Origin of the sequence: Acetobacter estunensis (genome assembly GCF_019083805.1) — a bacterium.
Lineage (GTDB): Bacteria > Pseudomonadota > Alphaproteobacteria > Acetobacterales > Acetobacteraceae > Acetobacter > Acetobacter estunensis_A.
The window spans coordinates 13,014-27,440 of the sequence record NZ_JAHRDV010000023.1; the positions used below are offsets into that span (position 1 = coordinate 13,014).

Genomic DNA, 14,427 nt, shown 5'->3' on the forward strand with positions numbered 1-14,427 from the left:
TTTCCGGCATCCGTTACCAGGATGGCGTCATGCACCAGCGATTGGGTAATATGAAGGGATTTCGTACACATCACTCAACTTTCAGATGAAATATTTTAGAGTCAGCAGAATGCGAAAAAGACCATTCAATCCGTTCAGGTTGCCGTCAGGTTGCCTTCCTAGAATGACCGCATGGCTAATCCGTTCTCTTTTACAAACAGCGTGACTGAACCTCGTAGATTAGGGGTGTTTTCTGTGGGTATTGCCTGTCTGCTGCTTTTTCAGACACACAGCGCGGCTGCAGAGAGCCCCACGACAGTATGTCGGGAAAGCGGTTCCCCCTTGCATTTGCATGTCACGGGCAACTTCCGTGATTACCCGGCTTCCAGCGTCGCTGAAGCCGTTCAGAATTCATTTCCCTGCCCGAACGAAGAGGCGCTGAAATCCACTTGCTTCAGCCGCGGTCCTCTTCATTTAAAAGCTTCTGTCGTGCAGCCACGCGGACAAGGACAAGCGAACGGACATATCGCCGTCACACTATTCTGGGAAAACGAAGCAATCCGATCATCTCGTGTGTCTCTTTCTCCGTTTTCAAACTCTCAGCCTCCTTCGGTGATTAAAGGCGATCTCGCCCGGGCCATAAAGTTGCTGTGGAGCGCCTGTACCACTGAGACGACAGATCAGTGACCATCAATCGCACTTTCTCGCTGTTTTTCTTTGGTATCATTTTCAATATAGTGTCAGCGCATGCCGATTCATGGACTGCACATGTGGTGTATTCTACACAACATACTGCGTCCCTCCCTTTCTCTGTTTCTCCATCACCGTTAATTCCATTTCGGTTAGCTCTCGATCATGCATGGGCGCGAGATCCATATCGGGAAGAACTCCGGACCCATCAGAACTCCGCGTTGAAAAAAGCCGATGCCGCACATTCATGGTTTGCCGGTGGCCCCACCGTCAACGGTTCTTACATGGATGATCATTTTATCGGTAGCAACGAGGGATATACCACTTACGAAGGTTCTGTGAGCGTTCCCTTGTGGCTGCCGGGACAAGAGGATGCCACTCATGACGTCGCCATGTCAGATGCCAACATGGCTTCGCAGAAACTGGCAATGAGCCGTCTTACTCTTGCGATCCGACTCCTTGATGCAACAACTACACTGATGTTGGCACATGTTCGACTTACCGCGATGACAAATTTGCGTAATGCTACACGACATTTATCTGATCTTGCCATTCAATCTGCGCGCGCAGGAGAAACTCCTAATGTGGATGCCGCGTTGGCCAGAGCCGCATCCCGTACGGCGGAAGATGAATGGACTCAAGCAAAGGAAGCTCAAAATAACGCTCAAAACACGCTCGAAATTCTCACTGGCCAACCCTTTTTGCCAGATATTTCAGTCTACCTTCCCTCCCGGCTTCAATATCTTTCCTCTGCTCGCCTGGAACGGATCATTGAAGAAGAGCCACGTGTCCGCGCTGCTCACGCCGCTTTGGAAACAGCTCGCGCTGCCCTAAAACTTGCACGACGATCCTATATGCCCAATCCCGAAGTCGGGATTGGCGCCATTCACGAGAAACAATATGGGAGCCCGTGGGATACCCGCGTTGGCGTAAATATTACCCTGACACTACCAAGCGAAGTGCGCAACACCCCTATTATGATGGAAGCGACTGATCGTCTCGCGACCGCCACCAGCCAGGAAGAACTTGCCCGCCGCATGGTAAAACAGGAACTGGCACAGGTCCGAGAACGGATGGCCACAGCTTCCGTTGAACGAAATATCTTGTCTGACAGCGCCAATGACCTTGAGCATCGTGCCGTTGCGGAAGAACGGGCCTGGCGTGAAGGCGAACATGGATTTGATGTGACTTTACGAGCGCGTCAGGACGCCGTCCGAGCAGAGTTGGCACGCGATCAAGCCGAAATTGCGTGGCACGCTGCGGCACTGCGGTTCCTGATTGCGACGAATGCGCCGTTATGAAGAGAATATTGCGACATCTCATTATTCTGGTTTGCCTGCAAACCATGATGATTTCTTCACTCTTGGCACAAGAATCTCCGTGGCGACTGCTTCATATGAGTGCGGAAGCTGCCCATGCTGTGGGTTTGACAACCGTCACTTTGCATACAGGTCATGTATCGGGTGAAATGCCATTGATGTTACGCGTCGTCGTGGACGAGAATCGTGACGTCCCCATTCGTCCGACAGGTCAAGGACGCGTGGAAAGCATCCACGTTCTTCCCGGTCAGGCCGTCAAGAAGGGTGATATCCTCCTCAGTTATCGGAATCACTCGCTTCACACCGCGTCGCTGCAGGCAATGCAGCTCAAAGCCGCTCTTGTCGCGGCTAATGCCGACCGCGATGAAGCTGCGGCCGCTTATGCACGCGGACGGACATTGGCAGGCGAGACCGTCTCAACGGGCGAATTACGTCGCCGGCGGGACGCTCTCGCTGTGGCACAAGCCACGGTCCAAGCTCGCGAAGCCGATATCGCCACGCTGGACCACCGCTTTCGAGAAGAATTCCACTCGGCATCCGAGTCCATTTCCGGGCCGGAAACCACGGACATTGTCGCTCCGGTGACAGGTATTGTGAAAAGTCTACCTGTTGCGATTACCGCTTCCATCGGACCTGAGACGGAAATTGCCCGCGTGACTGATCTTTCAACTGTATGGTTGGTGGCGGATGTGACACCCGAAGACGCCGCACGTTTATCTCCGGATTCCGACATACAGGTATCCTTACCCACCGGCCCATTCCTGGCACGAATAGCGGGTATCGACACGCCAGCGACTTCGGGAGCGGTGCGTCTTATTGTCGAAATGCCAAACTCATCAGGCGCATTGGCTCCGGCAATGGCATTTGATGCAGTGGCTACGACACGCGAAAACAGTACAGGGCTGATCGTTCCGTCTGAAGCCGTGCGTCAGATCAATGGCGACAAAGTTGTCTTTGTGCGCGCGGGGGCAGAAGCATATCGGCCTATTCCTGTCGCCGTCGTAATCGAAAATGAGGAAAATGCCATCATCCAATCCGCGTCCCTGTCAGGGAATGAAACGATCGTGGCGCATGGCAGCCTGGCCCTTAAATCTCTGATCGAACTGGCAGCCATGGGAGACGCGGACTGATGCTGTCGCGCCTGCAAACAGCGCTCATCCGTTCGCCAGGTCTCATCATCGGCATTCTTATGCTTCTTATGGTCGGCGGTGTCCTCATCGTGCGGGATCTTCCCGTCGAGGCCGTGCCTGACATTTCACCACGCCAGGTACTGGTCTCGGTTGTGGCGCCAGGACTGGCAACGGAAGAAGTGGAGCGGCTGATCACTTTGCCGGTCGAAGCCAGCATGACCGGCATTCCCGGAATGACCGACCTCCGCTCTGTTTCGCGCAGTGGCGTATCGGTTGTGTATGTGCAGTTCAATGACGCAACCGATATCAATCTGGATCGCGCGCGCGTAGAGGAACGTCTCGCGCAAGCACGTGCCAATCTCCCACCGGGACAATTGACCATCAACATCGGACCGCTCACCACTGGCATGGGCGAGATCATGCAATTCCAGGTCAGCGGCGGCGGTCAATCTCTTATGGCATTGAATCGTCTGATGAACTGGACGGTTGCTCCACAACTGCGTTTGGTTCCCGGAGTAGTGGACGTCAACATTGGCGGCGGCGCTGAGGAGACATGGCAGATCACCTTGGACGAACGGCGGCTCATCGCCACAGACGTGTCGGTGGGAGATGTTTATCGTGCCGTGGACAGCAATAACGCATCGGTTGGAGGCGGCTGGATAGCCCGACATGGCGAACAGCAGATCGTTGTGGGACGCGGCCTCATCCAAAACCTTGATGATTTCGGGAAAATTCCTGTCCGCGCTCTGTCTGACGGCGGCGTAATTCGCTTGCGTGATCTCGGACATGTCACGCAAGGCGCACGCACACGCCTTGGTGCCGTGACGCGCGATGGAACAGGAGAAATCGTCGCCGGCACGATTTTAATGGAAAGCGGCGCCAGTTCCAGCGCAACACTGAATGAAATCGAAGCCGCCTTTCCTTCTATCCGAAAGAGTCTGCCACCTGGCGTAAAACTGGAGCCCTATTATTCCCGCGCCGATCTGACACGTCGCACAATCGCCACGGTACGCGAAAATCTGATTATCGGTGCAATTCTTGTTTTCGTCGTTTTATTGACCGTGATCGGATGCTGGCGAGCCTCGCTGGTCATTGCATCCGTTATTCCCGCCTCACTCATCTGCGCGATGACGGGTATGAGAGTGGCCGGTGTATCAGCCAATCTTCTGAGTCTCGGCGCGATCGATTTCGGAATGATCGTAGATGGGTCTCTGGTCATCGTAGAGCACGTTATGGCTCTGCGTACACGTACTCCGGCTGCCCCGCTGGAAACGCTGGTTTTATCCTCCATGCAACAGGTAGCGCGACCGGTCTGTCTGGCAATCGGTGTCATCATGATGGTGTATCTTCCCATCCTCACGCTTCAGGGGGTCGAGGGCAAAATGTTCCGCCCGATGGCACAGACCATCATCATGGCGTTGCTGGCATCCCTGTTATATTGCTTTATTTGTGTACCGACATTGACGGCTTTAGTACTGCGTCACGCACCTACCCGTAACGGTGATACACGCATTATTGCTCTTCTTCGCTATCCATACCAGCGTCTATTGTCGTTTTGTTCTATACACCCGTGGATCGTCCTGAGCTTCACATTAACATTATTCGGACTATCCGCCGTACTCGCCACACATCTTGGCGGAGAATTCATTCCGCAACTTGATGAAGGAGCGCTTACAGTCACTACAACCCGTCTCCCCTCGGCCTCATTGGACACCGTTATCGCGGGTGTGACACGCCAAGAACAAATCTTGCGGCGTTTTCCAGAAGTTAAAACCGTCATTAGCAGTACGGGTACCGGGGCCATTCCCACAGACCCGATGGGAGTGAACGAAACAGATAGTTTTATCTTCCTCAATGATCCATCCACATGGACGACCGCACACACTCAGGCAGGACTGGTAGAAGCGATGAACAAGGCTCTACTCCATGAGTTGCCTGATGCCCTGTACTCGTGGAGTCAACCAGTACAAATGCGAATGGATGACCTGCTTTCCGGCGTTCGAACGCAGGTTGCCGTTTCTATTTACGGCGATGACCTCACAACACTTGAGCGTCTCGGAACACAGGTCGCATCTGTCATGTCTTCGGTACGGGGAGCGGCAGATATTGCCGTAGAAGGTGATGGAGATATGCCACTTCTTGTCATTGATGTGGACCGAGAACGAGCAGCGTTTCGCAATGTCAGTGAACAAGACATTCTCGATACGATCGAAGCAATAGGCGGTCATATTGGTGAACGCTCTGTCATTGCCAACAATGCCATTCTGGCCACGCAGGTGCGAATAGACAAAGCACAAGTAAATTCCCCTGCCCGCATTCGAGCACTGCACGTTCCCAAAGCCGACCATTCAGGATTTGTGGAATTGTCGGACGTAACGCATATCCATGAAATGGTAGGCGCCGTACGTATCAGTCGGGATCGGGTCCGACGGCGAATGGTCATCCAAGGCAATGTCCGTCAGCGAGATCTCAACTCGTGGGTAGCGGAAGCTCAGCAAAAGGTAACAAGACAGGTCCAACTCCCCTCCGGTTACACGATTGAATGGAATGGGCAGTTTCGGAATCTGCAGTCCGCCACAAAACGTCTCGCTATCGTAGTTCCCCTTGCCCTTTTTCTGGTGTTCGCACTCCTTACTTTCACGCTAGGTTCTGTAAAAGCTGCGTTACTGATTTTCGCCAATCTGCCTTTGGCTGCGACAGGTGGTATTTTCACTCTCATTGCACGAGGACTGCCATTCAGTATTTCGGCAGGGATTGGTTTTATCGCTCTTTTTGGCGTAGCTATCCTCAATGGTGTCGTTCTGGTCAGCGCTATTCGGACACGAGAGCGGACGGCACCAGCAACCATGGCAATCGTCATAGAAGCGGCATGCTCACGTTTCCGACCGGTGATGGCTACAGCCCTTGTGGCGAGTCTTGGTTTTGTACCAATGGCATTCTCGAATAGTGCTGGAGCGGAAGTTGAGCGTCCACTCGCCAGCGTGGTGATCGGAGGGCTGATTTCCTCAACATTTCTGACACTTCTCGTGCTGCCTGCGCTCTACACGAAAGTCATGGGAAAGGAGCGGATACATGCGTCTCCTGCTGATTGAAGACGAGGCGGACCTAGCGGCCGCAGTCGCGGAACATGTCCGGGAAAACGGTTATGCCGTTGACCATGTCGATACTCTGGACGCGGCGCGCGCAGCATTAGCGGTCGTAACATATGACGTAATTCTCATGGACCTCGGATTACCGGATGGCAGCAGCCGACAGCTTTTGCGGGAGTTGCGTCATTCATCGCATCGGACCGCAATCCTCATTACCACGGCTGAAGATCAGATCAGTGATCGTATTGCCGGACTTTCAGAGGGCGCTGACGATTATATCGTGAAACCCTTCGATCTTGATGAACTCGTCGCTCGCATCACGGCTGTCAATAGACGACGCTTCAGTTCCAATGCGCCATTATTGCGTATCGGCTCTTTGGTTATCGACCGGGACCACGGGGTCGTCGTGCGAAATGGAAAGCCCGTACAACTCACAGCGAGAGAATGGGCAGTACTTGAGTTATTGAGCCGCCATCCCGGGGCCGTTCATTCGCGTGAGCAGATTGAAACTGCGCTCTATGATTTCAACGGATATACGGACAGTAATGCTGTAGAAGTTTTCATCAGCCGTTTGCGGAAGAAACTTGGCGCTGACTCCATCCAGACTTTGCGCGGGCGCGGCTATGCGCTTACGAACGGAGAGGCTACATGAAAAAAGAAACGTGGAGTCTTGCATCCCGTATTGTTACTCATGTCATGCTTGTTGTTTCGTGTGCTTTATTTGCTCTCGGAATGAGTCTCGCAGCTTTTACTCGCTATGAAGTTACAGAACGTCTCGACAATTCCTTAGAGGAAGTGGCGGAGCGACTGCAAAGCGTCGTCGAGCACATTCCCTACAGACCGGAAGGGCATGACATTGCATGGCTGCCCGATGTTGGGCCTCGCACGCTCGCATATCAGGTCGTCGATGATGCTGGCAATGTAATTATCCGTTCACAAAACGCCCCATTGACTCCTTTTATTGAAATGTTTCGTACGCCTGGATTTAGTGATGGTCGAAATTTTCGTGTCTATATCGCATCTGCAACAGTACTTGGTTACCATGTTATGGTCGGTGAGCCTTATCTACACCGCAATGAAGCTATCCTGCGCGCTATTCTTATTTCAATCGTTCCATTAATATTATGTCTTCCACTTATTTGGTTGCTGGTTCGCTGGAGTGTCAGTCGAGCAATGCATCCCCTTGAGCAACTGCAAAATGCCATGCAATTACGCGACAGCGGTAATCTCGAACCTATCCCTGCTTTGAATCTCCCTCGGGAACTCCTGACAATTCAGATTGCCACAAACACCCTTTTGGGACGTCTCGCAGTCGCCTTGAAAACGGAACGGGCTTTTGCGGCCAGCGCGGCTCACGAATTACGTAATCCTCTTGCTGCATTACAGGCGCAAATGCAAATGCTCGTAAAACAGCTTGACAATAACAATGAATTAAAACAGCGAGGTCTTCTGATCGTCGAAAAGATACGTGCTTTTGGACGTACGGTGGAAAAACTTCTACAATTTTCGCGTGCGTCTTCCGGAGTAGCTTATCAACGTGAGCGGGTTGATCTAATACCTGTGCTGCGATTTCTGTGCGATGAACTGAACAGTTCGCCCAATGTGAGGCCTCGTCTGCGTATAGAGACGGGCAATATGCGTTCATTGTTTGTAATGGGTGACATGGATGCCATTGCAATTCTTATGAGAAACCTGCTCGAAAATGCCGTTCTTCATTCCGTCAGTCCCGAACCGGTTTCAATTTCCATTCGCAGAAATAAAGATATTATTATTTCAAATACTTGTCGGCCTCTGTCACAGGAAGCATTAAATAAGCTATCGCGCCCATTTGTACGAGGACGCTCGGATACGGCAGGAAGCGGGCTAGGTTTAGCTATAGTCCACCAGATTGCAGCGCAGATGGATGCGTCTGTTCAAATTCTCACTCATGCACATGAGTCTCAGTTTGTAGTACGTGTTCAAATTCAGAAAATTACACCTTAAATTTGGGTGTTTAGTCCCGGGGTCTGATGGTGTGATATTTTCACGTGAGTGGAGGGAAGCATTATGGGACAGATACGCCATGGTAGCGCCACGACGACGCACGCCATGCGAGCTGCAATACAGTGATCGCAGGCTTCGCTCGCGACGCTGAGCGAGGAGTTCGGAATCAACCCGAAAACCGTTGCAAAGTGGCGGAAGCGACAGAGTGTCGAAGATCAGAAGACAGGTCCTAAAGAGCCGCGATCAACGGTCCTTTCGAAGACGGACGAAGCGATAATCGTAGCGTTTCGACGCCATACTTTACTGCCGCTGGATGACTGTTTTTATGCCCTGCAGGCCAGTATCCCCCATCTGACACGCTCGACTCTGCATCGCTGTTTTCAGCGTCACGAGATCTCACGACTGCCGGACACCGAGGAAGACAAGCCCAAACGCCAGTGCTTCAAACGCTACCCGATTGGGTTCTTTCATCTCGACCTAGCGGAAGTCCAGACCGCTGAAGGTAAGCTGTATCTCTTCGTTGCCATCGACCGGACAAGCAAATTCGCTGTCACACAACTGGTCGAGAAAGCTGATCGGAAGACAGCCTGGGAATTTCTCGAACATCTCCTGAGCATCATCCCTTACCGGATCCATACCATCCTGACCGACAATGGAATCCAGTTCGCTGAGCAGCCTCGTAATCGAAATACAGCGTGGTCGCGTGCCATGCGCTTCGACATGATCTGCGAAGCCCACGGGATCGAACATCGTCTGACGAAACCCAATCATCCGTGGACCAATGGTTAGGTTGAACGGATGAACCGGACAAGCAAAGAGGCAACCGTCAAGCGCTTCCATTACGACAGCCATGAGCACTTGAAGATCCGCCTCAACGACTTCATGGCGACTTATAACTTCGGGCGAAGGCTCAAGACCCTGAATGGCCTCACGCCTTACGAATACGTCTGCAAAATATGGACTTCAGAGCCAGAAAGATTCATCATCAATCCAACCCATCAAAATACGGGACTAAACACCTAATTCGCGGTCATCGCCTTCACCAACTCACGCAACGCCTTCTGGACCTTGGGCGCGGCCCACTCGCGCAAAAGCCCGCGCGCGCTGGCGTCGTGCTCGATGGCATAAGGACTGTCTCCAATGGGCGGCATCGCCATCACGTGGTCCTTTTCCGTTGCCGGCACACCCGGAAACGGGTCGATCCGCACAAGCTGGGTGAGCAGGGCGACCGAGATGACGCGGCACTGCGGCGTGGCGGTGTTGAGACACACGTACACCCCGGTACCCTCGGCGACCGGATCGTAGATTGCCTTCCATGTCAGCGCGGGAACCGGAATCCGGTCCGGCCCGATGGTCCGGTCATCATCGGGATCGTAGCCCGGTCCGGTGACGACATAGAGTTCACCGTCACGATCCGCGAGACCGCGCACTGCACTCTCCACCCCGACCCAGGCACCCCGGTTCAGTTTCGCTGTCTGAGGCACAATATTGGAGAGCGCATAGGTCTCTTCCTGCCACGACAGGCCAGCTTCGTCTCCAGACGGCACCATATGCCCGCGGTCCCAGCCAGATGATTTGAAGTCAGCGAGTTCAGCCCGCATGCTGAGCGGAAGCCGCCCATCGGGATAGAAACTGCCGCGCCGGGGCGTGCTCCCCGCCACTTCCAAATTCTCCTCGGAGAGATACTCCGCCGCCCAGAGCGGTCCGCGCGTGCGCTCGGAATCCAGCACCGCGTAGCCATGGCTGCACAGCATGACGGTGCCGCTGCGCAGGGTCTCGTCCACGACCGCGGGGGGTATTCCGCCCGGAAACTGCGGGGCGCAGGAAATGACCTCGGCGTGGGCGACCGAAGACAGCGAAAGGCCGAGCACAAGCCCCGCAAGAACTGACGCGCGGTTCATGCCGACGGCCTCTTTAACACAGATTCATCCTTCCGTTCGCCCTGCTCCCGATGTTCGGAACAGAACCAGTGCATCCCGCCCCGAGGATGATCGAACCCGAAAGGCGCGCCCTTGCCGCAGATCTCGCAGTCATGCGCCCAGCCCGAGCGTGTTCGGTAAACAGGCTTGCGCTGGGGAGCCTGATCGAGAGGGAGTGAATAGCCGTTGTCGCTCATCTCAGAACCCCAGCCCCAATGCGTCCATCTGCGCCCGCGCGCGCTGCCATGACGGGCCGAGCCCCTGTCCGGTCGCCTCGCCCTGCTGCGCTTTACGTAACCAGCCCGCGTGACGATGCTCGAGCGGGATCTCGTCCACAAAGCCGCACCGATCCGAGCGCATGCCGTGCCGGAACCCCGCCCAGGTGATGGTCGCGCGATACATCGCCCGCGTCAGGGCCACATAGGCCAGACGGCGCTCTTCCTCGTAATTGCGCTCTCCCGTGCCGGGAAACACCGCCTCCTCCCAGCCGGGCAGAAACACATGCCCGAACTCAAGCCCCTTGGCGCGGTGCATGGTCATCAGCTGCACCCTGTCTCCACCTGTTTCTTTCGGTCCCGAGGTCGCAAGCGCCGCGTGTTCCAGAAGATCCTGTGTACGGACAAACCCTTCACTGAGTGTGACCAGCTCATTGAGATTGCCCAGTGCGTCCTCGGCCTCGTCGGTGCCCAGATCGCGCAGCATGCTTTTGTAGCCTGTCTTGTCCACGAGAAGCTCGATGCGCTCACACAGACGCAGCTCGGGGTCCATGCCGATGAGACGCACGACCCGGCAGAACTCCGTCAGGCTGGCCTTCACCCTGGGCGGCAGCGCCGTATGTTCCACGGCGGAAAACAGACTCAGACCACGGACGAGAGCCTCCCTTTCAATTTCCCCCATGCCTTTGGCGCCGAGGCCACGTTTGGGAAGGTTGGCCACACGGCGGAACGCCTCGTCGGACTGGCGGGACTCAGGGCAGCCGGAGAGAACCAGAAGAGCCAGCGCGTCCTTGACCACGGCCCGGTGATAGAAGCCCACATCACCGATGATCTCGTAGGGTATGCGGGCATGTAGCAAGGCCTCTTCCAGTGCCCGGGAGAGTCTGTTCTGGCGGTAAATGATCGCCATATCGCGCCAGGCCACGCCATCGGCCGCCCGGCATCCCATCTCGGCGGCGATCCCATGCGCTTCCGCCTCACCGGATCCGTAGTCCACCACCTCGATCAGCTCGCCGGCATCGCGCTTCGTATAGAGCGTCTTGGGGATGCGGCCCTCGTCAAAGGCGATCACCGGATTGGCGGCGGCAAGAATACGGCCGGTGGAGCGGAAGTTCTCTTCCAGTTTGACCAGTGTTGCGCCGGGAAAGGTCTTCTGGAAATTGCGAATGAAAGAAATCTTCGCGCCGCGCCAAGAATAAATGCTCTGCGAATCATCACCGACACAGAAGAGTTCGCCGGAATGCTCCGACATCAGTTTCAGCCAGAGCATCTGGCCGTGATTGACGTCCTGAAATTCATCGGCGAGCACGGCCGTAAACCGCTCAGACCAGCGCCGACGGTAGGTTTTGTCATTGAGAAGCGCCAGCGTCGGCCACAGCAGGAGATCGCCGAAGTCCGCCGCATTCTGCTCACGCAGGGTCGCCTGATACAGACCGTAGAGCCTGACGGCGAAGGTCCAGCCTTCTTCGTCCGCCCATTTATGCGCGGCCCGACGCCGCGCCAGCAGGGCCGCCACCCATGACCACGCCTCCTCGGGACGCACGAGTTCGTCCTTCATGTGCCCGATCCGCTCGGCCATTTTCTTGATCTGGCGAGCGTCACAGCGTTTGCCGTCCTCGGGCACCGGCACTTCATGTTCCGGCAGCCCTTTCATGATCCTGCGGATGATGGCCAGACTGTCGTCGGCGTCACGGATGTCGAAGCCCGATCGCAGATGGGCCACCTCGGGCTCGGCGCGCAGCTGACGGGCACCCAGACCGTGGAACGTGCCCAGCCAGGTCGGTGCCTGCCCCTCACCCAGAACGCCGGTGATCCGCTCACGCATCTCGGCGGCCGCCTTGTTGGTGAAGGTCACGCACAGAATCCGAGCCGGCAGCATACCGCGCGCCCGGATACGGGTGGCGACACCTGCGGTCAGGGTCTTGGTCTTGCCCGTTCCAGCACCCGCAAGGACCAGAACCCGTCCCTCGGCGAGCGCGGCTTCGCGCTGGGACGGTGTGAGAGGCTCAAGGATCGCGGCCAGTCCCGCCTGCGCGCTCACCGTATCCGCTCCGCGTTGAGGATCAACTCGTGCGCCGGGTCCACCCGGACCACGTGCCCGTTCTCCACCAGCACGATCATCGGGCGAAACGTCGAGAACCCGACCAGCTCGTCGATCCATGTGCCGTCGAGCACAAGGGCCGCCGCCTGGTAATCGTCCTCACCAATCCACACAAGCTGCCGGGGGACATGAAATTCGTCTTCGGCCGCCCTGCCCTGCCCGTAAACGCGCTGGACATGGGCTGCCCAGACCTGTCTCGCCTCAGCGCTGGCACCGAACATCATGCTGAGCCGGGATGTGATGAACAGGTTCTGGACCGTATTGTCACCGCACGGCACAACACCGGCTGAAGGAAATACCTGACCGATTACCTCGGGCCGATACTCGATTTCGAGATTCTGCGCCTTCCAGCCGTCAATCACGCCAATCTGCTCATCTTCAGTGAATATGCGGAACACTCCCTCGGCATCCCACCCCGTTCGCCCGGTATGTGTTCCTCCAATGATGAGACCCCGAACATCGGTCAGACCGTCGGTGCAGGACAGATAGTGACGCGGGTGCCCGGCAAGGCCGGTCTTCGTCCACAGGGCGCGTCCTCTTTCATGTCGGAACCACGCATCAAGGGTCGCGGCCTCCCATGGGAGCTGGCGGGTCAGACAGTCGTACGTCGGGCTCATGCTGCATTTTCCTTATGGTTGGCACGTTTGTCCTGAAGGACACGGTTCCAGTCGTTGAGGTTGGCATCGGGGGAGAGGCGCATGGCCAACAGTCCCAGCTCCTCAGCCATTGCGATGTAGTTCTGGGCGTAACGGTCGCCCTGACCGTCGGCATCCACGGCGGCGATCACGCGCCCCTGCGCCTGCGGGAGTGCGGCCATCAGCGCCTTGAGTTCCGCCCAGGCGTCCGGTCCGAGGCCGCCTGCGGTGGAGACGTAGAGCGTGCCCTGCCGGAAAACGGCATGGTCGAGCGCAGCAAACGACAGGGCGTCGATCGCGCTCTCACAGATGACCAGACGACGCAGAGGGCGCGTGCCTTCGTCTGTCCGGAAACGGAACAGCCGCTTGCCACCACCACCCGAGGAGAAACCCCGGTATTCCGGGCCGCGCATCTCCATCCCGGTGAGCGCTCCGTTGTTGTCGTGATGAGCAAACCACGCAGTCCCCTTGATGCCCTCGCGCAGGACGCCCTGGCGGGCCACGTGCGCGAGGAGACCTTCAGGCAGGGCGCGGGTGAGCGTGAGGTAAGTCCAAGCGGCCGATCCGCGCGCAAGCACCGGGTGACGGCTCCACATCACCGAGGGATCGCGGCGCGGACGCTCCTCGCGGGGCGCGTGCTCGTAGGTCGCCCCGGTTGGAGCGACGCCGAGCAGTCCGCGCAGTTCCTGCCGCGCCTGACCGAGCGACATCCCCGGATTGAGGAAGCGCACTAGGTCGATGACCGAACCCTTCGCACCCTTGTCGGTCGCGTTATGGTGCGGCGACCACCAGCCGCGACCGCCATGGTTGACGACAATACTTTCGCCTTTACCACGACGATACTTCTGGTTGTTGCGACTGCTGGCTGTTTTATCGAGCCTGTAACCGGCCTTCTCAAGAACGACCTCGCAGCGGATTTCTTCACGAAACCGCACGAGTTCCTCGCGCGCCTGCTCATCGGTCTGACGCTGGATCATCGGAGATCTCCGCTGCTGATACATCCTGAATACAAGAAAAGGTTAGTACAGAACGCGCACCGCTCCAAGTACATAAAGACCAAAATAAATGACTTTATTTGCAGGAAAAGACACCGAACTGTATTGACGGAACGACCACAGAATATTGTTTTTCTTGTTCGTCCTGCGGGGGTTCGGGGGCAGCGCAGCCCCCGATGTTGTCGCTGAAAGGGGTCGGGGTCTGACGTTTTTCTCGTCCCGTCCTGCCAACGCCACGACGTCCGCGAGCCCGAGGTGTCAAGACCGGTGGAATGCAGGCAAGCGAGGTGGGGATGCGGGCAGCGCGGGGCGTAGCCCTGCGATGAACGCAGCCACGCCTTGTCGCCGCGTGCGTTCCTGAGCCCGAAGGGT

Annotated in this window: 11 protein-coding genes and 1 pseudogene; 7 read left to right on the top strand and 5 right to left on the bottom strand. The window is 56.4% G+C overall.

What is annotated here, in order from left to right; genetic code table 11:
• Window positions 1-171 precede the first annotated feature (171 nt).
• The 7 genes and pseudogenes from KUA11_RS16120 to KUA11_RS16150 all read left to right on the top strand — a co-directional run bounded on the left by KUA11_RS16120 (window position 172) and on the right by KUA11_RS16150 (window position 9,213).
• Window positions 172-666: a hypothetical protein gene (locus KUA11_RS16120; RefSeq protein WP_217411982.1), complete on the top strand. Its 495-nt coding sequence runs from the start codon at window positions 172-174 to the stop codon at window positions 664-666.
• Window positions 663-1,970 (top strand): TolC family protein, encoded by a 1,308-nt coding sequence (locus KUA11_RS16125; RefSeq protein WP_368041047.1) that lies wholly within the window; start codon window positions 663-665, stop codon window positions 1,968-1,970. The genes KUA11_RS16120 and KUA11_RS16125 overlap by 4 nt, the downstream gene beginning before the upstream one ends.
• Complete coding sequence (locus KUA11_RS16130; protein ID WP_217411984.1) at window positions 1,919-3,118, top strand: efflux RND transporter periplasmic adaptor subunit; 1,200 nt, start codon at window positions 1,919-1,921, stop codon at window positions 3,116-3,118. The genes KUA11_RS16125 and KUA11_RS16130 overlap by 52 nt, the downstream gene beginning before the upstream one ends.
• The gene (locus KUA11_RS16135; RefSeq protein ID WP_217411986.1) at window positions 3,118-6,210 is read left to right on the top strand and encodes an efflux RND transporter permease subunit; all 3,093 of its coding nucleotides are present in this window, start codon (window positions 3,118-3,120) and stop codon (window positions 6,208-6,210) included. The genes KUA11_RS16130 and KUA11_RS16135 overlap by 1 nt, the downstream gene beginning before the upstream one ends.
• Window positions 6,191-6,859: a response regulator transcription factor gene (locus KUA11_RS16140; protein ID WP_217411988.1), complete on the top strand. Its 669-nt coding sequence runs from the start codon at window positions 6,191-6,193 to the stop codon at window positions 6,857-6,859. Before KUA11_RS16135 ends, KUA11_RS16140 begins: the two co-directional genes overlap by 20 nt.
• Complete coding sequence (locus KUA11_RS16145; protein WP_217411990.1) at window positions 6,856-8,190, top strand: sensor histidine kinase; 1,335 nt, start codon at window positions 6,856-6,858, stop codon at window positions 8,188-8,190. The genes KUA11_RS16140 and KUA11_RS16145 overlap by 4 nt, the downstream gene beginning before the upstream one ends.
• Window positions 8,191-8,253: 63 nt before the next feature.
• A pseudogene (locus KUA11_RS16150) lies at window positions 8,254-9,213 on the top strand (IS481 family transposase).
• Here the strand turns inward: KUA11_RS16150 and KUA11_RS16155 are convergent.
• Genes KUA11_RS16155 through KUA11_RS16170 form a run of 5 tightly spaced genes read right to left on the bottom strand, consistent with a single transcriptional unit; the run spans window position 9,210 to window position 14,037 of the window.
• Complete coding sequence (locus KUA11_RS16155) at window positions 9,210-10,091, bottom strand: DNA/RNA non-specific endonuclease (protein ID WP_217411992.1); 882 nt, start codon at window positions 10,089-10,091, stop codon at window positions 9,210-9,212. The pseudogene KUA11_RS16150 and the gene KUA11_RS16155 sit on opposite strands and share 4 nt — an antisense overlap.
• On the bottom strand, window positions 10,088-10,306 hold the full coding sequence (locus KUA11_RS16160; RefSeq protein ID WP_217411994.1) for a hypothetical protein: 219 nt from the start codon (window positions 10,304-10,306) through the stop codon (window positions 10,088-10,090). The genes KUA11_RS16155 and KUA11_RS16160 overlap by 4 nt, the downstream gene beginning before the upstream one ends.
• Window position 10,307: 1 nt before the next feature.
• On the bottom strand, window positions 10,308-12,365 hold the full coding sequence (locus KUA11_RS16165) for an ATP-dependent helicase (protein WP_368041048.1): 2,058 nt from the start codon (window positions 12,363-12,365) through the stop codon (window positions 10,308-10,310).
• Window positions 12,362-13,042, bottom strand: coding sequence for a hypothetical protein (locus KUA11_RS17595; protein ID WP_254454995.1), 681 nt, complete (start codon window positions 13,040-13,042; stop codon window positions 12,362-12,364). The genes KUA11_RS16165 and KUA11_RS17595 overlap by 4 nt, the downstream gene beginning before the upstream one ends.
• Window positions 13,039-14,037 carry a DUF3991 and TOPRIM domain-containing protein gene (locus tag KUA11_RS16170; protein WP_217411998.1) on the bottom strand — a complete coding sequence of 333 codons (999 nt, stop codon included), beginning with the start codon at window positions 14,035-14,037 and terminating at the stop codon, window positions 13,039-13,041. Before KUA11_RS16170 ends, KUA11_RS17595 begins: the two co-directional genes overlap by 4 nt.
• Window positions 14,038-14,427: the final 390 nt, after the last annotated feature.